This window comes from Pseudomonas sp. R37(2017) (genome assembly GCF_002113375.1).
GTDB lineage: Bacteria > Pseudomonadota > Gammaproteobacteria > Pseudomonadales > Pseudomonadaceae > Aquipseudomonas.
On the sequence record NZ_NEHO01000002.1, the window covers coordinates 509,979 to 534,090 of the forward strand.

At 60.3% G+C, this 24,112-nt stretch carries 19 protein-coding genes; 6 read left to right on the top strand and 13 right to left on the bottom strand.

Translation table 11 applies throughout. From position 1 onward, the window contains the following. The first annotated feature begins 129 nt into the window (after positions 1-129). Positions 130-531 (top strand): hypothetical protein, encoded by a 402-nt coding sequence (locus tag CAG47_RS05550; RefSeq protein ID WP_143515808.1) that lies wholly within the window; start codon positions 130-132, stop codon positions 529-531. Positions 532-573: 42 nt separating this feature from the next. Here CAG47_RS05550 and CAG47_RS05555 read toward each other — a convergent pair whose 3' ends face one another. After that, positions 574-1,242 (bottom strand): polysaccharide lyase family 7 protein, encoded by a 669-nt coding sequence (locus tag CAG47_RS05555; RefSeq protein ID WP_085723922.1) that lies wholly within the window; start codon positions 1,240-1,242, stop codon positions 574-576. A gap of 323 nt (positions 1,243-1,565) precedes the next feature. On the opposite strand from CAG47_RS05555, the gene CAG47_RS05560 reads away from it, so the two are divergent. From CAG47_RS05560 to CAG47_RS05570, 3 genes are read left to right on the top strand one after another with little or no spacing between them, the layout of a single operon-like run. Next, a complete protein-coding gene (locus tag CAG47_RS05560) occupies positions 1,566-3,689 on the top strand; it encodes a bifunctional diguanylate cyclase/phosphodiesterase (protein WP_085723923.1) in 2,124 nt (707 codons plus the stop codon). A 45-nt stretch (positions 3,690-3,734) separates the two neighbouring features. Then, positions 3,735-4,226: a YgjP-like metallopeptidase domain-containing protein gene (locus CAG47_RS05565; RefSeq protein ID WP_085723966.1), complete on the top strand. Its 492-nt coding sequence runs from the start codon at positions 3,735-3,737 to the stop codon at positions 4,224-4,226. Positions 4,227-4,261: 35 nt separating this feature from the next. Beyond that, entirely contained in the window at positions 4,262-4,558 is a 297-nt protein-coding gene (locus CAG47_RS05570) for a helix-turn-helix domain-containing protein (protein WP_007894945.1), read from the top strand. A gap of 122 nt (positions 4,559-4,680) precedes the next feature. Here CAG47_RS05570 and CAG47_RS05575 read toward each other — a convergent pair whose 3' ends face one another. Next, positions 4,681-5,133: a GNAT family N-acetyltransferase gene (locus CAG47_RS05575; RefSeq protein ID WP_085723924.1), complete on the bottom strand. Its 453-nt coding sequence runs from the start codon at positions 5,131-5,133 to the stop codon at positions 4,681-4,683. Positions 5,134-5,391: 258 nt separating this feature from the next. Here CAG47_RS05575 and CAG47_RS05580 point away from each other — a divergent pair, with 258 nt between their 5' ends. After that, on the top strand, positions 5,392-6,129 hold the full coding sequence (locus CAG47_RS05580) for an ABC transporter substrate-binding protein (RefSeq protein WP_085723925.1): 738 nt from the start codon (positions 5,392-5,394) through the stop codon (positions 6,127-6,129). A gap of 111 nt (positions 6,130-6,240) precedes the next feature. Here CAG47_RS05580 and yccS read toward each other — a convergent pair whose 3' ends face one another. The 9 genes from yccS to betI all read right to left on the bottom strand — a co-directional run bounded on the left by yccS (position 6,241) and on the right by betI (position 19,864). Further along, positions 6,241-8,424 carry a YccS family putative transporter gene (gene yccS / locus CAG47_RS05585; RefSeq protein ID WP_085723926.1) on the bottom strand — a complete coding sequence of 728 codons (2,184 nt, stop codon included), beginning with the start codon at positions 8,422-8,424 and terminating at the stop codon, positions 6,241-6,243. Positions 8,425-8,600: 176 nt separating this feature from the next. Next, on the bottom strand, positions 8,601-9,779 hold the full coding sequence (locus tag CAG47_RS05590) for an NAD(P)/FAD-dependent oxidoreductase (protein ID WP_085723967.1): 1,179 nt from the start codon (positions 9,777-9,779) through the stop codon (positions 8,601-8,603). Positions 9,780-9,927: 148 nt separating this feature from the next. After that, on the bottom strand, positions 9,928-11,265 hold the full coding sequence (dbpA, locus tag CAG47_RS05595; RefSeq protein ID WP_256577376.1) for an ATP-dependent RNA helicase DbpA: 1,338 nt from the start codon (positions 11,263-11,265) through the stop codon (positions 9,928-9,930). Positions 11,266-11,370: 105 nt separating this feature from the next. Continuing rightward, entirely contained in the window at positions 11,371-12,798 is a 1,428-nt protein-coding gene (gene mdtD, locus CAG47_RS05600) for a multidrug transporter subunit MdtD (protein ID WP_085723928.1), read from the bottom strand. Positions 12,799-12,910: 112 nt separating this feature from the next. Continuing rightward, the gene (locus CAG47_RS05605; RefSeq protein WP_085723929.1) at positions 12,911-14,248 is read right to left on the bottom strand and encodes a TldD/PmbA family protein; all 1,338 of its coding nucleotides are present in this window, start codon (positions 14,246-14,248) and stop codon (positions 12,911-12,913) included. Continuing rightward, a complete protein-coding gene (locus CAG47_RS05610; RefSeq protein ID WP_085723930.1) occupies positions 14,248-15,690 on the bottom strand; it encodes a TldD/PmbA family protein in 1,443 nt (480 codons plus the stop codon). Before CAG47_RS05610 ends, CAG47_RS05605 begins: the two co-directional genes overlap by 1 nt. A gap of 260 nt (positions 15,691-15,950) precedes the next feature. Further along, positions 15,951-17,651, bottom strand: coding sequence for a choline dehydrogenase (gene betA, locus CAG47_RS05620; RefSeq protein ID WP_085723931.1), 1,701 nt, complete (start codon positions 17,649-17,651; stop codon positions 15,951-15,953). Between the two features lie 84 nt (positions 17,652-17,735). After that, complete coding sequence (gene betB, locus CAG47_RS05625; RefSeq protein WP_085723932.1) at positions 17,736-19,208, bottom strand: betaine-aldehyde dehydrogenase; 1,473 nt, start codon at positions 19,206-19,208, stop codon at positions 17,736-17,738. A 62-nt stretch (positions 19,209-19,270) separates the two neighbouring features. Beyond that, a complete protein-coding gene (gene betI, locus CAG47_RS05630) occupies positions 19,271-19,864 on the bottom strand; it encodes a transcriptional regulator BetI (protein WP_085723933.1) in 594 nt (197 codons plus the stop codon). Between the two features lie 381 nt (positions 19,865-20,245). On the opposite strand from betI, the gene CAG47_RS05635 reads away from it, so the two are divergent. Then, the gene (locus tag CAG47_RS05635; protein WP_256577377.1) at positions 20,246-21,862 is read left to right on the top strand and encodes a BCCT family transporter; all 1,617 of its coding nucleotides are present in this window, start codon (positions 20,246-20,248) and stop codon (positions 21,860-21,862) included. A gap of 197 nt (positions 21,863-22,059) precedes the next feature. On the opposite strand, the gene choV is transcribed toward CAG47_RS05635, so the two are convergent. Together choV and choW are read right to left on the bottom strand one after the other, a co-directional pair. Then, a complete protein-coding gene (gene choV / locus CAG47_RS05640; RefSeq protein ID WP_085723934.1) occupies positions 22,060-23,238 on the bottom strand; it encodes a choline ABC transporter ATP-binding protein in 1,179 nt (392 codons plus the stop codon). Beyond that, positions 23,235-24,080 (bottom strand): choline ABC transporter permease subunit, encoded by an 846-nt coding sequence (gene choW, locus CAG47_RS05645; protein WP_085723935.1) that lies wholly within the window; start codon positions 24,078-24,080, stop codon positions 23,235-23,237. Before choW ends, choV begins: the two co-directional genes overlap by 4 nt. Positions 24,081-24,112: the final 32 nt, after the last annotated feature.

A 24,112-nucleotide genomic window follows, 5' to 3' on the forward strand; every position in this document is an offset into this window, starting at 1 on the left:
TTACTGAAACAGGAGGTACTCTTCCGTTTGTTATGTGTGTCTTTGACAGCGAGCCTTTCATTACGCTAAATGAATTGATCTTTGGCCGGATTGCCATTGATTCAATTCTCATGGAAGAGGGGTTTGTTTATGAATTCTCGAAAAAAACTCAGTGCTCTCGCTTTACCGTTTTTCCTGTTTGCGGTTAACGCCGTCAATGCCACTGACTCTGTTTTAACTGCGTCGATTGATAGCAAGGGCAAGGTAATAAAGCAGTCCGGCGACTGGATCTACAGCGTGAAGCACTTCCCGCGAGCCGGTTATTTTTCCGAGTACGAAGTTATTCCAAAGGCTGGGGTCTTTCGGCAGGCACCGGGTTACTGCGATGTATCCGTAACTGACGTGGACACCTACGATGATTTGCTGTTCGCCAATGCCAAGATTGCCGGAACGCCAACGGTCAAGACCATCAAGGTAATCACCCAATTGACAGCAGGTTCCGCGAAGGATGCAGCGACTTCTAAAAGCTTCATGCTGATGTGTGTTCACTAGTTGTCTGGGCGAGGAGGACTGTTCCTCGCCCCATATTTTCAATTATTGATTGTGATCGATATCCAGCCTGCTGAAGGTCACTTGCCCACCTTCAGTGGTGTACCCGGTGTTGTCCTGCACATAAACCCCGGCCTTGAAATACAGCGGTTTGTCGCGCCAGGTTGTGCTGATTTGCGTATCCCATTTATAGCCTGCCGCGCTGATCCCCAAGGCACCACCGGGGCTGAGGTGAATGAGATAGTTGAACTCCTGATCGAGTTTCACCCCCGTCGCCACGACGATCACCCGGCCTGTATCGTCATCGGGATGCATCCGAACCTTGGCGACGATATTGCCGGTGCCGGTACTGGTCTTGTATTGATACTCGACCTTCACCAGCGGTTTCTGGCTTTGATAGGCATGGATCTGGCCGATGACGACTTTCCCGGAACTGGGCACCTGGTTCACTGCCAGCGTGGCGTACAACAAATTGTCGGCATCCGGGTAGTACCAGTTTTTCAACTTGCCGTTGCTGTAGGTTTCGCGCAATTCGGTGCGCGGATAAATCGCGTTCTCGGTACGGGAGCCGGTCACGGGCGACCAGAAAAACAATGTGCCGGTGTCGGAATGGAAGTATTGATCCTTGAAGCCATCTACCAGCTTGGCGGTTTCGACGGTGTACGGCGGGCTGCCGACGGGCACGCTGAGGTTCCAGGTTGCGAGGTCGATCATGTCGTTTTTTCCACTTGGTTCATGCTGTACGGATGTGCCAGTCGTTCTAGTCCGCACCTTTGGGGCGGCCTTTATAAGCGTAGTGGGAGATTTTGTTAACGATCGCCTGACGGATGGCTGACGTCAACATCCTGTCGAAATGCCATCTTTTCCGATTTTCATTGTCCTGAACCATCGACCGTTAGTCGGTAAAAAGACACAATGATTAAATGATGGCTCACTGACACCTTCTGCTTTTGCAGAACCGGGTCTAGAGTGAAGACACAGTATTTGTCCGGTTTTCACGAGAAACCGGTCTGACGCCCCGCAATTAGAGAAGCAGCATGGAATGCGCGCAACCCACGCCAGCAGAAGGCGGCTCAACCCTATTAGTCGTCGACGATTACCCTGAAAACCTGATCAGCATGCGCGCGTTGTTACAGCGCCAGGACTGGCGGGTCATTACAGCTGCCTCGGGTTTCGAGGCTCTCGGTTTGTTGCTTGAACACGATATCGACCTGGTGCTGCTGGACGTGCAGATGCCGGGTATGGACGGTTATGAAGTGGCCCGCCTGATGCGCGGTAGCCAGCGGACCCGTCTCACGCCGATCATTTTCCTGACCGCCAACGAACAGTCCCTGGATGCGGTGATCAAGGGCTATGCCAGTGGTGCGGTGGATTACCTGTTCAAGCCGTTCGACCCGCAGATTTTCACGCCCAAGGTCCAGGCGTTGCTCGAACACCAGCGTAACCGCCGGGCCCTGCAGCGCCTGAGTCATGATCTGGAATCCGCTCGTGCCTTTAATGCGTCGGTTCTGGATAACGCAGCCGAAGGCATTCTGGTGTTGGGGGAGGACGGTCTGATTCGCTTTGCCAACCCGGCAATGTCACGACTGCTCAATGCTCCCGTGCAGGAGCTGCAAGGCAAGGAATTTCTGGACTACCTGCAAAAACCACATGTCCCGGTCTGGGCCGATTCCGAATTCTTCACGGGCTACAAGCGCGGTGAGACCCAGCGTCTGCACGACGCACTGCTGCGTACGACGCGCGGCCAGCAGGTGCCGGTAGCCTTGTCCTGCGCCCCATTACCTGCCGAACAACATGCAATGGTAGTGACGGTACTGGACATGTCGGTGGTGCACCATCTGCATCAGCAACTGGAATTTCAGGCCGTCACCGATCCGCTGACCGGATTGCTCAACCGTCGGGGTTTCTACCAGACCGTAGAAAACCTGCTGGTACGCGGTGAGCGTTCCGACAGTTCCTGGGTCTTGATGTATCTGGACCTCGATGGCTTCAAGCGTGTCAATGATTCGCTCGGGCACGATGCTGGCGATCGGGTGTTGCGCTGGGTTTCCGAACAGTTGAAGGCCTGCTTGCGGCCCTTCGACATTCTGGCGCGGATGGGTGGCGACGAATTCACCGCGCTGCTGGACCTGGAATTTCCCGAGCAGGCGGCGAAGATTGCCGAGAAGCTCATCGAGCGCGTGTCGATCTGCCAGCAGGTCGACGGCCTCGATATCGCCCTGGGTACCAGCATCGGCATCGCTACATTCCCCGATTGTGGCGCCAATCTCGACGGGATGCTGCGGGCGGCGGACATTGCCATGTACGAAGCCAAGCGCGCCGGTCGCCAGCAATATCGATTCTACGATCACGATATGAACGGTCGGGCGCGCTCGCGGCTGATGCTGGAAGACAGTGTGCGGACAGCCATCGAGAACCGCGATTTCAATCTGGTGTATCAGCCTCAGGTTGCTATTGCCGACGGGAGGCTTCGTGGTTTCGAGGCCTTGTTGCGCTGGCAGCATCCCAGCGTTGGCGATGTACCTCCGGGATTGTTTTTACCCTTACTGGAAGAGGCACGGCTGATCAGTCGCCTGGGCAGCTGGATCTACCATCGCAGTGCCGGGCAACGCAAAGCCTGGGAGTCCATGTTTGCCGAGGATCTGGTGCTCGCCGTCAGCTTGAGCAGTACGCAGTTTGGCATGCCCAACCTGGTCACCGAGTTGCGTCAGGTGCTGCAGCGCCATGGCTTGCAGCCGCGCCAGCTGGAAGTCGAGGTCACGGAAGAGGCCTTGATGCATCACCCCGAGGAAACCCGCAAGCAACTGCGTCTGCTGAACAACCTGGGGGTGCGAGTGGCGCTCGATGACTTCGGGGCCGGTCCGTGTTCCCTGGCGCATTTGCGCGACCTGGAACTGGACACCCTCAAGCTCGACCGGCATTTGATCGCCCGGTTACCGGAGTCGGTACGGGATGCGGCGCTGGTGCGCTGTGTGATCGACCTGTGCAGACAATACGGGGTACTGGTGATTGCCGAAGGAGTGGAAACCGTCGCGCAGTATGAATGGCTGCAGGCCAACGGCTGTGAATACGTGCAGGGTTTTCTGGTGGCCCGGCCGATGATGGCCGAAGACGCCGGGGTTTTTGTCCAGCCGTTTGACTGGAGCGCGCTGCCCCGCTGAATTCGCTACACTGGCGATCTTTCAGTGACCCGTATTGCCGCCCCGATGACCGTGTTGAAATATCTCCAGGCCTATCCCGCCACCTTGCAGGATCAGGTGCGCCAGCTGATCGCCGACGGTCGGCTGGGTGATTACCTGAACCAGCGTTACCCGCAAAAGCATGGGGTGCAGAGCGACAAGGCGCTGTACACCTATGCCCTGGACCTCAAGCAGGAATACCTGCGTAATGCCCCGGCCATCGACAAGGTGCTGTTCGACAACCGTCTGGACCTGACTCACCGCGCACTCGGCCTGCACACCACGATCTCCCGGGTGCAGGGTGGCAAGCTCAAGGCCAAGAAGGAAATCCGCATCGCTTCGCTGTTCAAGGAAGCGCCTTGCGAGTTCCTGAAAATGATCGTGGTGCATGAACTGGCGCACTTCAAGGAGTCGGACCACAACAAGGCCTTCTACAAACTGTGCGAACACATGATGCCGGGTTATCACCAGGTGGAATTTGATGTGCGGGTCTACCTGACGTGGCGGGACATGCAGTAGCTACGCCGCCGAGTATCGCAACAAGGAGTGTGTGGATGGACGTGAGCAAGACCAAAAGCAGTTTCTACCGCCGCCTGTACGTGGCGTACCTGATCGACAGCGGGCTGGCCAGCAGCGTCCCGGCGCTGACCGAGGTCACCGGCATGCCCCGGCGCACGGCACAGGACACCATCGCGGCGCTGGCGGATCTGGATATCGTCTGTGAGTTCGAGCAGGAAGAGGGCGCGCGCAATCATGCGGGGCGCTATCGGATTCGCGAGTGGGGAGCGATCGATCGCGGGTGGATCGAGCGCAATCTGCGGCAGATCAAGGCGGTGCTGGAGTATCCCTGAAATCCTTCAGTGGTTTGACTGATGCCTTCGCGAGCAGGCCGCAAGCGGGCACCCGCTCCCACACTGGATTGTGTTCACAACTCAAATCGACTGTGGGAGCGAGCCTGCTCGCGATAGGGTCCTCAAGGACGACGCATGCCAATGTGTGGAATGCCATCTTCCACATATTCCTCACCCGCCACGACAAACCCGTACCGCCCGTAGTACCCCTGCAAATGCGCTTGGGCCGAGAGGTAGACCGGCAGGCCGGGCCAGTATTTGTCGATCTGATGCAGCGCCTGGTCCATCAGCTCATGCCCAAGCCCCGTGCCGCGTGCGTGTGGGGCGATGATCACCCGGCCGATCACCACGTCGCCGCCCTGTGATTGCGGGTCAAGCAACCTCAGGTAGGCCACCAGCCGGTTACCGTCCCAAGCCATCACGTGGCAGGTGTCACCTTCCAGGTCCTGGCCATCGATGTCCTGGTAAGCGCATTTTTGCTCGACGACGAACACCTCGGCGCGCAGCTGCAAAATGGCATACAGCTGCTCTTTGCCCAGGTCGCTGTGGTGTTTGCAGATCCAATCGACTGTCATGTTTTGATTCCCTGAAAACGTCGTTCCGATACTAAGCGCACTGGCGCCAGAAGTCTTTATGGCGGAAGAATCTGTGACAAAGGCCAAAATGCCATCATTCATTTTTCGCTTGGATGTCTTCTTTGTGTAATCTGAATCATGGCACTTTGCCAAGGCTTCGATGACCCAATGTTTAGTACATGGGGTCCTGCCGGTACGGTGCCTTGGGGTTTTGGCTGAAAACACGCCGGGCAATCCGCCCGCTAAGGATTTTCTGGCATGCCGCGATTGCATCGAGCATTGGCCTTGATTGGATTGCTGTTGCTGGTTCAGGGAGCAGCGGCAGAAAAACTGCGGTTGGTCGCTGATGCCTGGCCCCCCTTTACCGATTCCACGCTCGTCAACGGTGGGCTGGCCACGGACATTGTCAGTACCGCACTGACCAGGGCCGGCTACGCCAGTGAGTTCGAACAGGTGCCCTGGGCGCGGGCCTTGATGGGATTGGGTGAAGGCCGATACGACGTGCTCGTCAATGCCTGGTACAACGACGAGCGGACAAAGCTCGGCCAGTTTTCCGGCGAGTACCTGCTCAATCGCGTGCGTTTTCTCAAGCGCAAAGACGTGCCCATCGAATTCAACAACCTGCAGCAATTGCACACTTATCCAATCGCCATCGTGCGCGGATACGCTTACTCGCCCTCGTTCGACAAGGATGACTCATTGCAGAAGATCCCTGTTCACAGCTTCTCCATGGCGGTGCGCATGCTCGCGGCAGAGCGGGTCAAACTGACGCTTGAAGATGAATACGTCGCCCGCTACTACCTGGCCCGCGAGTCACCCAAGGTGCGTAACGCCGTGGAGTTCCTGCCCAAGCCCTTGAGCGAGAACAGTCTGCATATTCTGGTCAGCCTGAAGAATCCGCAGCACGAGCAGATAGTCGCCGGTTTCGACCGCGAGATCGCGGCGATGAAGGCGGACGGCAGTTATGACAAGTTGATGAAGCAGCATGGGATGTAGAGGGGCAGCTTCAAGCCACAAGCTTCAGGCTATAAGTTGATCTTTGGTGTGGCGAAGATCCCCGTAGGAGCGAGCATGCTCGCGATGAGCCCAGCCCGGACACCACAGATCTCAATCCTCACTCGTATCCTTGATCAGATGCGCCGCCAAGGTCCTCAGCGGCCCCAACTGCCGGCAGATCAGCGCCAGTTGCGTCTGCACCAGTCGCTGGCCTTCATCGATTTCATCGGGCATCTGTTCCAGTTCATTGGCCAGTGCTTCTTCTTCATCGCTTTGAATCGCAATCGAGGATTTGCTCGCCAGCCCTTGGGCAATCTCGTCGATGCTCGCCGCCAGTTTCACCCCGGCGCCTTCAATCAAATGTTCACGTACATCTGTCGGCAGTCGGGATTCCCGGTGCGCGCCCAGGCCCGACAGGTAACTGAGTAGCGTGTGCGACAGCACCAGGAAGCGAAAGCCGACATCCGCTTCCTTACGAAAGTGTCCTGGCTCCATCAGCATATTGGCCAGGGTGGTCGACAGCGCCGCGTCGGCGTTGTGTGCATTGCGGCGGGCCAGGCGATAAACCAGATCGTCGCTTTTGCCCGCAGCGTATTGCTGCATGATCTGGCGCAGGTAAATGCTGTTGCAGGCCAGGGTATTGGCCAACACTTTGTTCAGGCGCCGGCCCTGCCAGTCGGGCAGGAACAGGAATACCGCGAGGCCGGCGATCAGGCTGCCGAGCAAGGTATCGAACAGCCGAGGCACGAACAGCCCGTAACCGTCACCCACCTGGTTGAAACAGAACAGCACCATCAGGGTGATCGCCGCCGTCGCCAGGGTGTAGCGGGTAGTGCGGTTGGTAAAGAACACCACCCCGGCGGCAATGGCGAAACACGACTGGATCAGCGGATTGGGGAACAGGTCGAACAGCGCCCAGGCCAGGGTCAGGCCGATGGCGGTGCCGATGATCCGTTGACCGAGTTTGAGGCGGGTGGCGCCGTAGTTCGGTTGGCAGACGAACAGCGTAGTCAGGATGATCCAGTAGCCTTGGGACGGGTGGATCAAATGCACCATGGCGTAGCCGATACTCAAGGCCAGGGGCAATCGCAGGGCATGGCGGAACAGCAGCGATGTCGGCGTCAGCTGCGTGCGCAAGCGCAGCCACACGTCCTTGAGGTTGCGCGGCGAACGGTCGAGCAGGCTGCTGTCGGTGGCATCCGCCAGGGCGTCGGGGTTGCTGGCATCGCTGAGCAAGCGGTCGAGGGTGCCAAGGTTGGCCGCCAGCGCCCGCAGTGAACGCAGCAAGCCGCGCCAGGCCGGGTTGCTCTGGACGCGCAGGTGTTCGAGGGAGGCGTCGAGGTCGCTCAGGGCTTCGGCGAAATTGGCATCGTAGGTGAACGGCTGGCGCATCTGGATCGATTCGGCCAGGGCCCGGCAGGCTTTGCCTTGCTGGCGCAGCAGGCGTTGGCAGCGGAACAGCACGTCGCTGTGGAAAAAAGCATCGGCCAGGGCGTTATAGGGGTAGTGCGAAGAGCTGGCGCGCTCGTGGATGTCCTGGGCGAGGAAGTACAGCTTGAGGTAGCGGCTGACTTTCGAACCGGGGCGACCGTTGCCGACCCGGTGCAGGATGATCTCCTTGGCGGCGTTGAGTGCCGCCACCACCCGGCCGTTCTGCCGGGCCAGCTCCAGGCGTCGCGCCTCCACGTCCATCTGCCGGATTGGCTCGAACAGCGAGGATTTGAGCTTCAGGTAAAAGCCCAGCTCGCGGAATAACCGCGCCAGGCTCTGCTGCACCGGCTGATTGGAAAACAGCGCCTGCCACAACACCGAGAGCAAGCCGTACCAGGCGGCGCCGGCCACCAGCAACACCGGCTCGTGCCACACGTCGATGACGGCACCGCCACGCTGGTCCACGCCGATCATGGTGTAGACCGAGAGGATCAACGTCGCCGAGGCAATCGCGCCATAGCGCTCGCCGAGGGCGCCGAGCATGGTCAGGCAAAACGCGGCCAGGGCGAAGGCGATGATAAAAACCGGGGGGTAGGGGAAGAGCAGTTCGACAGACAGGGCGGCGACAGCGAAACACACCAGCGTCACGGCCAGCGCATTGAGACGGCCTTGCCAGCTGTCGTCGGTCTCCGCCAGGGCGCTGGCGATAATCCCCAGGAACAATGGGATCAGCAGGCCCATTTCGTCCTGATACCAACACAGCGCCATGGTGCCGGTCAGGGCAATGAATACCCGCACGCTATAGCTGAATTTATCCAGCGCCCAAAGGCGACGCAGAGACTGGCGGAACGAAGTCGATGACATGAAATGCGAAGGCCTTCCGAGGCGATGACGCTAAATTGAGCCACTAATGACGCCGACGCAATGGCGCCGATCACATCAGACAGCAAAATCTGTTCCTTTGATACTTCATGCCAGCCTCAAATTTTCAGGCTGGCAGAGAAACCTGTGGGAGCATTTCACATTAGAGAAATGTGGGATCAGACGTATTGCGCAGCCGCGTAGCCCGATGCCCACGCCCACTGGAAGTTGAAGCCGCCCAGATGCCCGGTCACGTCGAGCACTTCGCCGATGAAGTACAGCCCCGGGCTTTTCAGCGATTCCATGGTCTTGGACGACACTTCATTGGTGTTGACGCCACCCAGGGTCACCTCGGCAGTACGATAGCCTTCCGTCCCGGCCGGCACGATTTTCCAGCTCGCCAGTTTTTCGGCGATATCGGCAATCTCTGCATGGGTGTACTGCTTCATCGGCTTGGAGACGAACCAGTTGTCCGCCAGCAGGTTGGCCATCTTCTTGGTGAAGATTTCCCCGAGCAGGGTTTTCAATTCGCTGTTGGGACGCTCGGCCTGTTGCTGTTGCAGCCAGGACGGCACGTCATGGTCAGGCATCAGGTTGATCTCGACGGTATCGCCGGACTCCCAGAACGACGAGATCTGCAAAATCGCCGGGCCGCTGAGGCCGCGGTGGGTGAACAGGATGTTCTCGCGAAAGCTCTGGTCGTTGCAGCTCACCAGGCAATCCACCGACGTACCGGACAGCTCGGTGCACAAGGCCTTGAGCTGATCGGTGATGGTGAATGGCACCAGCCCGGCGCGGGTCGGCAGCAGTTCGTGGCCAAACTGCCTGGCCACCTGGTAACCGAAGCCGGTAGCGCCCAGGGTCGGGATCGACAGGCCACCGGTGGCGATCACCAGCGATTCGCAGGTTATCTGGTCGAGGGTGGTGTCCAGCAGGTAGCCGCTTTCGAGCTTCTCGATGGTCTGGATCGAGGTGTCCAGGTGCAATTCGACGCCGACCTGATCGCACTCGCTGAGCAGCATTTCCAGGATGTCGCTGGATTTGTTATCGCAGAACAGCTGGCCGAGTTTTTTCTCGTGGTAGGGCACGCCGTGCTTGGCCACCATGCCGATGAAGTCCCACTGGGTGTAGCGGGCCAGGGCGGATTTGCAGAAGTGCGTGTTCTGCGAGAGAAAATTGCTCGGCTCCGTGTACATGTTGGTGAAATTGCAGCGGCCACCGCCTGACATCAGGATTTTCTTGCCGGCCTTGTTGGCATGGTCGAGCAGCAGCACCTTGCGCCCGCGCCCGGCGGCGGTCAGTGCACACATCAACCCTGCGGCGCCAGCGCCAATGATCACGACTTCGGTAGAGCGCAAAACGGTGTCCTCTTCATTCACCACAAATCAAAACCTGTAGGAGCGAGCATGCTCGCGATGGTCGTCAACGATAACGCGGGCTGTCTGATGCCCAGCGGCGATCTGTCGTCCATCGCGAGCGTGCTCGCTCCTACAGGGGGATGCGTTCTTAAAGGATACGCACGCGCAACGAACGGCCCTTGATCTTGCCGGCATTCAAACGCTGCAAGGCCTGCTTGGCGACGCCGCGTTCCACGGCCACATAGGCCTGGAAGTCGAAAATCGCGATCTTGCCGACCTGGGCCCCCGGAATGCCGGCATCACCGGTGAGTGCGCCAAGAATGTCGCCTGGACGCACCTTGTCCTTGCGGCCGGCAGCGATGCACAGCGTGCTCATCTGCGGCAGCAGCGGGCCACCGCCCTTGGAAGTGAGGTTGTCCACCTGATCCCAGGTCAGCGGGGTTTTCTGCAGCTCTTCGATGGCCTGCGCACGCTGGGCTTCCGACGGTGCGACCAGACTGATCGCCAGGCCTTTCTCGCCGGCGCGACCGGTACGGCCAACGCGGTGAATGTGGATTTCCGAATCACGGGCCAGTTCGACGTTGATCACCATGTCCAGGGAATCGATATCGAGGCCGCGAGCGGCGACGTCGGTGGCCACCAGTACCGAAGTACTGCGGTTGGCGAACATCGCCAGCACCTGGTCGCGGTCACGCTGTTCCAGATCGCCGTGCAGGCCGACGGCGGAAATGCCTTTGGCGGTCAGGTGATCGACGGTTTCCTGAACCTGTTGCTTGGTGAAGCAGAAGGCCACGCAGGAAGCCGGGCGGAAGTGGCCAAGCACCCTGGTCACCGCGCTCATGCGTTCTTCCGGGGAAATCTCGTAGAAACGTTGCTCGATCTGCGAATCATCGTGGAACGCTTCGGCCTTGACCTGCTGCGGGTTGCGCATGAATTTCGCCGCCAGCTGCTTGATACCCACCGGGTAGGTGGCGGAGAACAGCAGGGTCTGGCGACGCTCCGGGGCCTGCATGATGATTTCTTCGATGGAATCGTAGAAACCCATGTCGAGCATGCGGTCGGCTTCATCAAGGATCAGGGTGTTGAGGCCATGAAGAACCAGCGAGCCCTTGCGCAGGTGCTGCTGGATACGGCCCGGGGTGCCGACGATGATGTGTGCGCCGTGTTCCAGCGAAGCGATCTGCGGGCCGAGGGACACGCCGCCGCACAGGGTCAGGACCTTGATGTTGTCTTCGGCCCGGGCCAGGCGACGGATTTCCTTGGCGACCTGGTCGGCCAGCTCGCGGGTCGGGCACAGGATCAGCGCCTGGCAACCGAAGTAGCGCGGATTGATCGGGTTCAGCAGGCCGATGCCGAACGCGGCGGTCTTGCCGCTGCCGGTCTTGGCCTGGGCGATCAGGTCCATCCCCTTGAGGATCACCGGCAAGCTTTGCGCCTGGATCGGCGTCATCTGGGCATAACCGAGGGAGTCGAGGTTAGCCAGCATGGCGGCGGACAGCGGCAGAGTATTGAATTCGGTGGCGATGGTGGTCACGGGACTGGCCTGCAAAACAAAATGTCGCGCAGTGTACCAGTCCGATGGCCATTAGCCCTAAGGCTCTATGTGTTGTTCCGGACGTTTGACTCGCCGTCCGTCATTCTTTGACAGCTGTGAGAAGATCGTCGCGGCCAGCATCGCCATGATGCCTACCGTCACGAATGTCAGCTGGAACGCACCCAGAACCGTGTCTACCCCGTCATTTCCAATCTCCGCCGTGAAGCCACCGAGCAACGCACCGGCGCAGGCCACGCCCAGACTCAGGGACAATTGCGCGACCACCGACAGCAAGCTGTTGCCGCTGCTGGCGCTGGCATCGTCGAGGTCGATCAGGGTCACGGTGTTCATCGCGGTGAACTGCAAGGAGTTGATCGCCCCGAGGATCGCCAGCAGGCACAGCAGCAGCCAGTACGGCGTCTGCTCGCTGACCAGGCCCATGCTCGCCAGCATGATCCCCAGGGCCAGGGTGTTGCCGGTGAGCACGATGCGATAACCGAGGCGCTCGATCAGCGGCCGCGCGACCCACTTGGCGATCATTGCCGCCGCTGCCAGCGGCAGCATGCTCATCCCGGCCTGGGACGGCGAATAGCCCAGCGCCACTTGCAGCAGCAAAGGCACCAGAAAGGGCAGGGCGCCGCTGCCGAGGCGGGCGAACAAATTGCCGAGAATGCCCACGGCAAAGGTCCGGGTCTTGAACAGCGACGGCGCGAACAACGGGTTGTCGATATGCCCGGCACGCAGCCAGTACGCCGCCAGGCATGCCATGCCGCCGAACAGCAGCAACATCACCCGCAGGTGCGGCAGGTGCAGTTCGCCGAGGCCCTCCATGGCGATGGTGATCAGAATCATCGCCGCGCCGAACAGCACGAAGCCCAGGCTATCGAAACGGGTGCGTTCGGAGCCGCGCAGGTCCGGGATGAATCTCCACACGGCGTAGCAACCGACCAGCCCCACCGGCAGGTTGATCAGGAAGATCCAGTGCCAGGTCAGGTATTGCACCATCCAGCCGCCCATGGTCGGGCCGATCAATGGACCGAGCAGTCCGGGAATGGTGATAAAGCCCATGATCCGCACCAGCTCCGAACGCGGGTAGGCGCGCAACACCACCAGCCGCCCGACCGGCAGCATCAACGCACCGCCCAGGCCCTGGATCACCCGGGCGCCGATCAACTGAGTCAGGCTGGTCGACAGTGCACAGAGCAGCGAGCCGAGGCTGAACAGCAAAATCGCACTGAAGAAGATCTTCCTGGTGCCGAAACGATCGGCGATCCAGCCCGAAGCGGGAATCAGCAAGGCGACCGTGAGCATGTAGGCGATGATCACGCCCTGCATGCGCAACGGGTCTTCGGCCAGGTCGCGGGCCATGGCCGGCAGGGCAGTGTTGAGAATCGTCCCGTCGAGGGACTGCATGAAGAAGGCAATGGCGACAACCCACGGTACCCAGCGGGCGGTGACAACGTCGAGAGGTGGGCGATTGGGCATGGGGCCTCTTGTCTGTGTGAATCAGGGAGTCCGAGGTGACTTCTTCGCGAGCAGGCTCGCTCCCACATGGACGGCGAACAACCTGTGGGAGCGAGCCTGCTCGCGAAGCTTTTTACAGGGTCAAGGTCAACTGGCTCACGAGCGCCCCCGGCAACAACGCCGACGCCGTCGCCCGCTGGCTGTAGGTGCTCGCCGACAACAGCAACTCCCGCTCCTCGGTCAGCGCTTCGAGCTGCGATCCAAGCAGGCTGAAGGCGCTGTCATCAAAACGCATGGTGCTGACCGGTGCCTGGATTTCGCCGTTCTCGACCCAGAACGTGGCAAAGCGAGTCATGCCAGTCAGGCGTGCGGCCGGTTGATCGGAGAAGTTCAGGTACCACAGGTTGCTGATGTACAAACCCGTGCCCAGTCGCTTGAGGATGTCCGCGTCAGGCAGTGCCCCGGCTTTCATGTTCAGGGCGCTCGGTGATTCACCGCCGCTGGCGCCGTTGGCGGTCAAACCATATTCCGCGGCGCTGCGCGAACTGACCAACTGCGCCCCGGCCTTGCCGTTGACGATCAACCCCAGATCGCTGCGCGGATAACCTTCATCGGAAAATGCCGGGCTCAGCGAGCCGCTGACTTTCTCATCCAGCGAGACCAGCGGGTTGAACGCGTTGTCGCCACCGTAGAGCTTTTGCAGCGGGCTGCTTTTGCTGGCGATCGACTGTGCCGAGAAACCGCCCCAGCACAGCATGCCCATGATTTCTTCCAGCGCCGCCGGCGCCAGGTAGGCACGGTACTGGCCGGGTGCCAAAGTGCGCAGCGGCCGCCCCAGAAACTCAAGCTGCTCACGAGCTTGCTGGAAGCGTTTGGCAAAACCTTCGCTGCTCCAGTCATGCCCGGCGTAGCTGGCTTTCACGGCCTGGCCGTTCTCGTGGAACAGGCTGAAGTCGAAATTGAAGCTGTTGGCCTCATGCCAGCCGAAGGCGCCCGAAGAACTGGCAAAGCCGCGACTGATCTGCCCGGCAGCGTAGAAACCGACAAGGTCCAGGCCTTCGGCGGCCTGGGTGATTTGCGCGACCACTTCCTCGGTGTCCGGCAGCGGGTGCGACTGCACGTTGTTGCTCTGCCAGCCGTTGTGATTGAGCAGCAGGTACGGGTCCGCAGGCAATAGCGGCAAGGTCTCACGCAACTGTTGCAGGCCTTCGCTCAGGCGCTGCGCATCCACGTGCGGATCGCCGGCCAGCGTGATTTGCAGGTCGGCATGTCGGCCTCCGTTAATCAGTTTCAGGCCGATGTTCGCCTGCTGAACCTGGCCGGCCTGGCGAACCTTGGCGTTGTTGAAACGCACAAAAGCCGACAATTCGGCGGCATAGCTGAGGGTGAACTGCTCGGGCCCATGAAGTGCGTCACGCAAGCTGCCGACCAGCGTCTTGAACGACGCGGACTGGCTGGTTGAAGGATTCATCAAGCGTCTCCTCCGAATACATCGATGTTGCTGAACACGCAGGCCGGTGACGCGTGACCGACGCGGATCACCTGGTTCGGTTCGCCCTTGCCGCAGTTCGGTGTGCCGAGAACCTTGAAGGTACTGGCATCGCCGACGGCGCTGAGGCTTTTCCAGAATTGCGCGGAGATGCCCCTGTAATTGGGATTCTTTACCACTCCCAAGAGTTCGCCGTTTTCTATCAATTGGCCCCATTCGCAGCCGAACTGGAATTTATTGCGCGCATCGTCGATCGACCAGGAACGGTTGGTCGACATCAGCACGCCGTGTTCGATGCCACCGATCAGTTGTTCGAGGGATTGATCGCCCGGCTCGATATTGAGGTTGGCCATGCGGTCGATCGGCGGACGGTTCCAGCCGCAGGCTCGGCTGTTGGCGACGCCGTCCATGCCGGCACGGAATTGCGACAGCGCACCGCCCAGCGGGCGCAGCAACAGGCCTTCTCGGATCAGGAACTGTTTGCTGGCGGGCGTGCCGTCGTCGTCATGGCCGTAGCTGGCGAGTTCTTCGGGGATGTCCGGGTCGAAGGTCACGTTGAGCAGGCTGGAACCGTATTGCAGCCGGCCGAAATCGCAGGCTTTGACGAAACTGGTGCCGGCGTAATTGCGCTCGTCGCCGAGGATGCGGTCCAGCTCCAGCGGATGGCCGATGGACTCGTGGATTTGCAGCATCATCTGGTCTGGCATCAGCAGCAGGTCACGCTTGCCCTGCGGCGTGTTGGGCGCCAGCAGCAATTGCAGAGCCTGGTCGGCCACCTGGGCGCCGGCGCCGATCAGGCCACAGCGACCGATGACGTCCGCCGCGCCTTGCTGGCCGAAGTTCTCGCGGCCCAGGCTGCGGGTCTGGCTGTCGTTGCCGTCATAGGCCGTGACGTCCAGGCCAGGGTACACAAAGCGTTGGGCCCGGCGCAGTTCGGCACCGGCGCTGTTGAGGTAGATCTGCTCGACGTGGGTGATGCCGAGGCTGACCTGCCAGTTCACCAGGCGCTCGTCCCTGGGGACGGCGGCGGATTCGGTGCCGAGCAACTGGTAGCAGTCGCTCAGGGACGGGAAGGCCTGCTCGAGGTTGGGCGAGAAGTAATCGGCACGGTCGCTGGAAACGGCTTGTTCGCGCAGGTCCAGCAAGGCGTGGGGCTTGAGCCTGCGGGCCTGGAGCTCGGCACGCTCGAGGGCGGCCTGCAGGCCTTGTTGCGACAGATCGTTGGTGGCCGCATAGGCCTCGACGCCATTGACCCGCACGGTCAGCATCGCCCCTTCGTCACGGCTCAGGCTCGGCGGTTCGGCGACGTTCTTGCGCACCGACAGGTACTGCCCGGATTCGCGCACATAACGCAGGGAAAAGAATTCGGCACCCGTGCGCAAGGCAGCGAAGCGCTGCTTGAGCTGGGGATGGAAATCGAACATTCGTGAACCTCCTGGGTGTGGAGCATCGATGCTGCGAGGGGAGGGTGAAACGTTTGCGTGGCGCTAGAGTAGGCTTGCGTGGGGGGTGGGATCAAGGATGACGCGGTGAGGGAGGGGAATACGGTGTTGCTCTTCAGGGCCTCTTCGCGAGCAGGCTCGCTCCCACATTTGATTTCCGGTGTTCACAAATATTGTGTTCACTGAAGATCCCCTGTGGGAGCGAGCCTGCTCGCGAATAGCTTTGATGCGGTGTAAGGGTGTTACGCGGTCTGGCTCACTTCCCGCACCGCCTTGCCCTTCACCGGCGCGCCGGCCGCCACATAGTAGTTGGCAGTGCTGCGCGGCAATGGCTTGCGACCACGGATCTTGTCGGCGATTTTCTCGGCCATCATGATCGTTGGTGCGTTCAGGTTGCCGGTGGTGATGATCGGCATGATCGAAGCATCGACCACCCGCAGGCCTTGCATGCCGTGCACGCGACCCTGGCCATCGACCACGGCCATGTCGTCGGTGCCCATCTTGCACGAGCAGGACGGGTGGAACGCGGTTTCGGCGTGTTCGCGGATGAACTTGTCCAACTGCTCATCGGTTTGCACTTCGATGCCTGGGCTGATCTCACGACCACGGAAGGCGTCCAGCGCAGGCTGCTGCATGATTTCACGGGTCAGGCGGATGCCGTCGCGGAATTCCTGCCAGTCCTGTTCGGTCGCCATATAGTTGAACAGGATGCTCGGGTGCTGGCGCGGGTCCTTGGACTTGGCCTGGATGCGACCACGGCTTGGGGAACGCATGGAGCCCATGTGCGCCTGGAAACCGTGCTCTTGCACACCGTTGCTGCCGTTGTAGTTAATCGCTACCGGCAGGAAGTGGTACTGGATGTTCGGCCATTCGAATTCCGGACGGGTGCGGATGAAACCGCCGGCTTCGAACTGGTTGCTGGCGCCGATGCCGGTGCCGTTGAACAGCCATTCGGCACCAATGGCCGGCTGGTTGTGCCAGAGCAGCGACGGGTACAGCGAGACCGGTTGGGTGCAAGCGTATTGCAGGTACAGTTCGAGGTGATCCTGCAGGTTTTCACCGACGCCCGGCAGGTCGTGGACCACCGGAATGTCGAGCTTGTTCAGCAACTCGGCCGGGCCGACGCCGGAACGTTGCAGGATCTGCGGCGAAGCGATGGCGCCGGCGCACAGCAGCACTTCCTTGCGCGCCTTGACTTCAACGCGCTCTTCAGCGGCGCCGACCAGGTAGCGCACGCCGACCGCACGCTTGCCTTCGAATAGGATCTTGTCGGTCAGGGCGTGGGTAACGATGGTCAGGGTCGAACGCTTCTTGGCCACGTCCAGGTAGCCGCGGGCGGTGGAAGCACGACGACCTTTAGGCGTCACGGTGCGGTCCATCGGGCCGAAGCCTTCCTGTTGGTAGCCGTTCAAGTCTTCGGTGCGCGGGTAGCCGGCCTGCACGCCGGCTTCGACCATGGCGTGGAACAGCGGGTTGTTGCCGGCTTTTGGCGTGGTCACGCTGACCGGGCCGTCGCCACCGTGGTAGTCGTTCGGGCCGATGTCCCTGGTTTCCGCTTTTCTGAAGTAGGGCAGGCAGTCCAGGTACGACCAGTCCTCAAGGCCAGGCAGCTTGGCCCAGCCGTCGTAGTCCATGGCGTTGCCGCGGATGTAGCACATGCCGTTGATCAGCGAGGAACCGCCCAGGCCCTTGCCGCGACCGCATTCCATGCGGCGACCGTCCATGTGTGGCTCTGGATCGGTTTCGTAGGCCCAGTTGTAGCGACGGCCTTGCAGCGGGAACGCCAAAGCGGCCGGCATTTGCGTGCGGAAGTCCATGCGGTAGTCCGGGCCGCCCGCTTCGAGCAGCAGGACGGTGACGCCTTCGTCTTCGGTCAGACGGGTCGCCAGGGTGTTACCGGCCGAGCCGGCACCGATGATGATGTAGTCGAATTCTTGGGACATTGAATGCACCCTCTTTGATGGTGGTCAGGTCAGACCTCGGCGAGCGCTGTGCACTCGATTCGCGAGCAATACAGGTCTCGGGTCTTAGAACACCGAGACGTAATCGCCCAGCTCGACCTGTACCGATTTGATGCGGGTGAAGTTGTTCAGCGAGCTGATGCCGTTTTCACGGCCGACACCCGACTGCTTGTAGCCGCCAACCGGCATCTTCGCGTCGGACTCGCCCCAGGCGTTGATCCAGCAGATACCCGCTTCCAGCTGATGAATCACGCGGTGTGCGCGGTTCAGGTCGCGGGTGACGATACCGGCGGCCAGGCCGAATTCGGTGTCGTTGGCGCGACGGATCACTTCCTCTTCGGTTTCGTAGGTGAGGATCGCCATCACCGGGCCAAAGATTTCTTCACGGACGATGGTCATATCGTCGGTGCAGTCGGTGAACACGGTCGGGGCCACGAAGGCGCCCTTGGCGAATTCGCCGTCGGTCAGACGCTCGCCGCCGCACAGTACGCGTGCGCCTTCTTCCTTGCCCTTGGCGATGTAGCCCAGCACGTTTTCCATGTGGGCGAAGCTGACCAGCGGGCCGAAGTTGGTGTTTTCGTCTTCCGGGTTACCGACGCGGATGCGCGCAACACGCTCAACGATCTTGGCTTCGAACGCGGCTTTCAGGTGGGCCGGTACGAACACGCGAGTGCCGTTGGTGCAGACCTGGCCGGAGCTGTAGAAGTTGGCCATCATCGCGGTATCGGCGGCGCGATCGAGATCGGCGTCATCGCAGATGATCAGCGGCGACTTGCCGCCCAGTTCCATGGTCACTTCCTTGAGCGAAGAGCTCGAAGCGCTGGCCATGACTTTCTTGCCGGTGTCGGTGCCGCCGGTGAACGAGACTTTCTCGATGCGCGGGTGCTCGGTCAGCCAGGTGCCGACTTCACGGCCGCTGCCGGTCAGGACGTTGAACACGCCGTTTGGCACGCCGGCCTCGGTGTAGATCTCGGCCAGTTTCAGGGTGGTCAGCGAGGTGACTTCGCTTGGCTTGAAGATCATCGCGTTGCCGGCGGCCAGGGCCGGGGCGGATTTCCACAGGGCGATCTGGATCGGGTAGTTCCACGCGCCGATACCGGCCACGACGCCCAGCGGCTCGCGACGGGTGTAGACGAAGGACGTGGTGCGCAGCGGGATCTGCTCGCCTTCGATGGCCGGTACCAGGCCTGCGTAGTATTCCAGCACGTCGGCGCCGGTGACGATGTCGACGTAGCGGGTTTCGGAGTAGGCCTTGCCGGTGTCCAGGGTTTCCAGGGCGGCCAGTTCGTCGTTGCGCTCACGCAGGATTTCCACGGCGCGACGCAGGATGCGCGAACGCTCCATGGCGGTCATGGCAGCCCAGATTTTCTGGCCCTTTTCGGCGCTGACGACGGCGCGTTCGACGTCATCGAAGGTGGCGCGTTGTACTTTTGCGAGGACTTCACCGTTAGCCGGGTTGATGGCTTCGAACGTGGCATCGCTGCCAGCGTCGGAGTAAGCACCATCGATGTAGAGTTTTTGCAGTTCGAAACGGGCCATAAAGTCCTCGCAAGTGCATCAGTGATTGGCGCGGCCCGGTGGTTGAGCGTTCTATGTGTGCTCTAACTCACCCGCTTGGCCAGTTGGATATCCATGTATTCGTAAGCGATCTGTTGCGCCTGTCCGGTGTCGAAAGCGTCTCCCGACAGCGCACCGCGCAACCACAAACCGTCGATCAACGCTGCCAGGCCCCGGGCGGCGCTGCGCGCATCTTCGAGCGGCAGCACACGGCGGAACTGGCAGCACAGGTTGGAATACAGACGGTGATCGTTGATCCGCTGCAACCTGTGCAAAGACGGCTGGTGCATGCTGGTGGCCCAGAAGGCCAACCAGGTTTTCATTGCCGGGCCATTGACCTGGCTGGCGTCGAAGTTGCCTTCGATGATCACCTGCAGATGCGCCCGCGGGCTGTCATCTGTCAGCGCCTGTCGGCGCGCGGTGACGTTCTCGCTCAGGACAGTCATCAGGTACCCCATGGTGGCGGCGATCAGGCCGTTCTTGTCCTGAAAGTAATGACTGATGATGCCATTCGAGACACCGGCCAAACGGGCGATCAGCGCAATGCTGGCGTCCCCCATTCCGACCTGATCGACGGCCAGCAGCGTGGCTTCGATCAATTGCTGGCGACGGATGGGTTGCATACCGACCTTGGGCATCTTGCACATCTCCTTAGGCCTTCCGGCAGACGCAGGGCGTCCATCGGCTTGAGGGCCAGTCTATTTTGTTTTGATTGAACGTTCAATCAACAAAGAATAAGATCTGCGACAAATCGTCGCTGCCTACAGGTTTTTCCTATTTGTAGCTGGCGGAAAAACGACATCCCAAACTGCTCGAAACCTACGTGCTACGGCGCTCCAGGGGTTTCGGGCTTTTTTCAGGGTGTCTTTATATCACCCGCCGGTCGGCTGCCCACTAACCGATTGGTCGGGTAACCCGTCTGTCTTGCGTTCTTCTCTCGCACTGCCCGGAGCATCTGTGCCATGAGTTCTGCCTCGCTAATAAAGACCCCACCCGAGAAGGTGACGGTCAACGGTTGGGTGTTCTACACCTCTACCGCGTTGATTCTGTTGTTGACCGCCATTCTGATCATCGCCCCGCAAGAGGCCGGCAGAATGCTGGGTACGGCGCAAGCCTGGTTGTCCCGCAGCTTCGGCTGGTACTACATGGTTGTGATTGCCGCCTACCTGATTTTTGTCGTCGGCCTGGCGTTTTCGTCCTACGGCAAACTGAAACTGGGCAGCAAGGATGACACCCCGGATTTCAGCTACGGCGCCTGGGCGGGGATGCTGTTCTCGTCGGGTATCGGCATTTCGTTGCTGTACTTCGGTGCTTCCGAGCCGCTGGATCATTACTTCAATCCGCCGGAAGGCGTGGCCGGCAGCAACCTTGCCGCCCGTCAGGCGGTGCAACTGACCTTCCTGCACTGGGGCCTGCACGGCTGGGCGATCTACGCGTTGGTCGGTCTGGCCGTTGCCTATTTCGCTTACCGGCATAACCAGCCGCTGGCGTTGCGATCGGCGCTGTACCCGCTGGCGGGCGAGCGTTGGGTCAAGGGCGCGGCCGGGCATGCGGTGGACGGCTTCGGCATGTTCGTGACCCTGCTGGGTCTGGTGACCAACCTGGGGATTGGTTCGCTGCAAGTGTCGTCGGGGCTGGAAAACCTCTTCGGCATGGAGCACAGCAACACCAATCTGCTGATCGTTATCATCGTGATGAGCACCGTGGCGACCATCGCCGCCGTGTCGGGTGTGGAAAACGGCATCCGCCGTCTGTCCAACCTCAACATCATACTGTTCAGCGGCCTGCTGATTTTCGTGCTGTTGTTCGGCCCGACCCTGCACCTGCTCAACGGCTTCGTGCAGAACATCGGTGACTACCTGAACGGTGTGGTGCTGAAGACCTTCGACCTTTATGTGTACGAAGGCGACAGTGAGAAGTCCGACCGCTGGCTAGGCCTGTGGACTCTGTTCTACTGGGCCTGGTGGATTTCCTGGGCGCCATTCGTGGGCATGTTCATCGCACGTATTTCCCGTGGTCGCACCGTGCGCGAACTGGTCGCCGGCGTGCTGCTGATCCCGTTGGGCTTCACCCTGGCGTGGTTGTCGATCTTCGGTAACTCGGCCCTGGACCTGGTGATGAACCATGGGGCGGTGGAACTCGGGAAAACGGCGCTGGAACAGCCGTCCATGGCGATCTACCAGTTGCTTGAGCATTACCCGGCGTCGAAGGTTGTGATCGGCGTGTCGATCTTTGTCGGTTTCGTGCTGTTCCTGACCCCGGCGGACTCTGGCGCGGTGATGATGGCCAACCTGTCGTGCAAGGGCGGCAACGTTGACGAAGATGCCCCGCATTGGCTGCGGATCTTCTGGTCGGTGGTGATCACCCTGGTGACCATCGGCCTGCTGTTCGCCGGCAACTTCGAAGCCATGCAAACCATGGTGGTGCTGGCCGGTCTGCCGTTCTCGGTGGTGCTGGTGTTCTTCATGTTCGGCTTGCACAAGGCCATGGGCCAGGACGCGCAGATCGAGCAGGAGCAGGCGGAAATGGCAGCACGCAGTCGTCGTGGTTTCAACGAGCTTCTGACCGAGCTGGACCTGCAGCCGGAGCAGTCGCAAGTGCGTAATAGCGCAGCTGAAGCCAGGATTACGAATTGATCGTGTGAGTGGCGTGGTGTTTCAGTCAGAAGCACCGCGTCGCATTCTTCGCGAGCAGGCTCGCTCCCACAGGTGTATGCATTCCAACGTGGGAGCGAGCCTGCTCGCGAAGGGGTCATCAGTTGCGAAGCTGCTTGACCGGATACCCCATAAACAAAAACGCCGCGATCTCTCGCGGCGTTTTTGTGTCTGTTGCCTTACCCCAGGTTCTTGCCGAGCAGTGCGTGATACAGCTCGCTGTCGCCAAGAATCCCCACCACATGGTTGTTATCGTGCAGCACCAGTTTGTTGCCGGTCTGATAACGAATCTGCAGCGCATCGCGCATGCCGATGTTCGAATCCACCAGGGTTGGTCGACGACCCAGGCCTTCAACGGCCTGACCCGGTGCCCAGTTTTGCAGGTCCAGCGTAGAGCCGTTCTGGCGAGCGCCCTTGATGGTGTTGCCTTCGGCCAGGTCCAGCCACGAATCGCCGCCCGGATCCAGGCACACCGAACCGTTGATGCGTTTGCAGTTGTCCAGGGTGCGCATCAGGCTGCGGCCGCACAACACGTTCAGCGGGTTGGTGTGGGCCACGAAGGTCCGTACATAGTCGTCCGCCGGGTTGAGGACGATTTCTTCCGGTTTGCTGTACTGGATGATCCGGCCGTCTTTCATGATCGCGATGCGGCTACCCAGTTTCAGGGCCTCGTCGAGGTCGTGGCTGACGAACACGATGGTCTTGCTCAGCTTGGTTTGCAGTTCCAGCAGTTCGTCTTGCAGACCCTGGCGGATCAGCGGGTCGAGTGCCGAGAACGGTTCGTCCATCAGCAGAATGTCGGCGTCCATCGCCAGGGCACGGGCCAGGCCCACGCGTTGTTGCATACCACCGGACAGCTCGTTGGGTTTCTTGTTGCGCCATTGGGTCAGGCCCACCAGCTCAAGCTTGTCGTCCACCAGTTTGCGCCGTTCCTTCTCGGGACGGCCCTGCATTTCCAGGCCAAAGCTGATGTTCTCGCGAACGGTCAGCCAAGGCATCAGGGCGAACTTCTGGAACACCATCGCGATGCGTTTGGTGCGCATCATTTTCAGTTCGGCGGGGCTGCAGGAGGCGATGTCGATCTGCTTGCCTTCGTGCTCGACGAACAACTTGCCACGGCTGACGGTGTTCAGCCCGTTGATGCAGCGCAGCAGGCTGGACTTGCCGGAGCCGGACAGGCCCATCAGTACGCAGATTTCACCTTTTTCGATATCCAGGCTGGCTTTTTCAACACCGACAATCTGCCCGGTCTTTTTCAGGATCTCGTTGCGGGTCATGCCCTGATCCAGCAGCTTGAGTGCCTCGCGTGGATCCCTGGAGAAGATAACGTCAACGTTATCGAAGCGAATAATGCTCATGCGTCACCCCCTGCTTTGGCGTCGGGTTGTTTGCAGATACGGTCGAGCATGATCGCCAGCAGTACGATCGCCAGGCCTGCTTCGAAGCCCAGGGCGATATCAGCAGTGTTCAGTGCGTTGACCACCGGTTTGCCCAGACCATCGGCACCCACCAGTGCCGCGATCACCACCATCGAAAGAGACAGCATGATGCACTGGGTGATGCCGGCCGCGATGCTTGGCATGGCGTGGGGCAGTTCGATTCGCGAGAGCAACTGACGGCGCGAACAGCCAAAGGCTTTGCCGGCGTCCATCAATTCTTCCGGAACATCGCGGATACCCAGGTAGGTCAGGCGGATGGGCGCGGCAATCGCGAACACCACCGTCGAAATCAGGCCCGGGACCACACCCAGCCCGAAGAGGGTCAGGGTAGGAATGAGGTATACAAAGGTCGGTACGGTCTGCATCAGATCGAGTACCGGACGCATTAAAGTGTAGAACATCGGCTTGTGCGCCGCGACGATGCCCAGCGGCACGCCGATGAGTACGCAGACCAGGGTGGCGAACATCACCTGGGCCAGGGTTTCCATGGTTTCCTGCCAGTACCCCAGATTGAGGATCAGCAGAAAGGAGGCAACGACAAACGCGGTCAGGCCCCATTTGCGTTGAATGAAGTGTGCCAGTAGTGCGATTAGGCCGATCAGTGCCAGCGGGTTGAACCAGGTCAGCGCAAACGTCACGCCGTGGATCATCGTTTCCAGCGTCACGGCGATTGCGTCGAAGGTGCTGGCGCCGTGTTGCGTCAGCCATTCAACGAAGCCCGCGATGTACTGGCCTAAGGGTATTTTCTGATCAATCAGCATGGTAGTGAACGTCCGCATGCAAGGTAATTAAC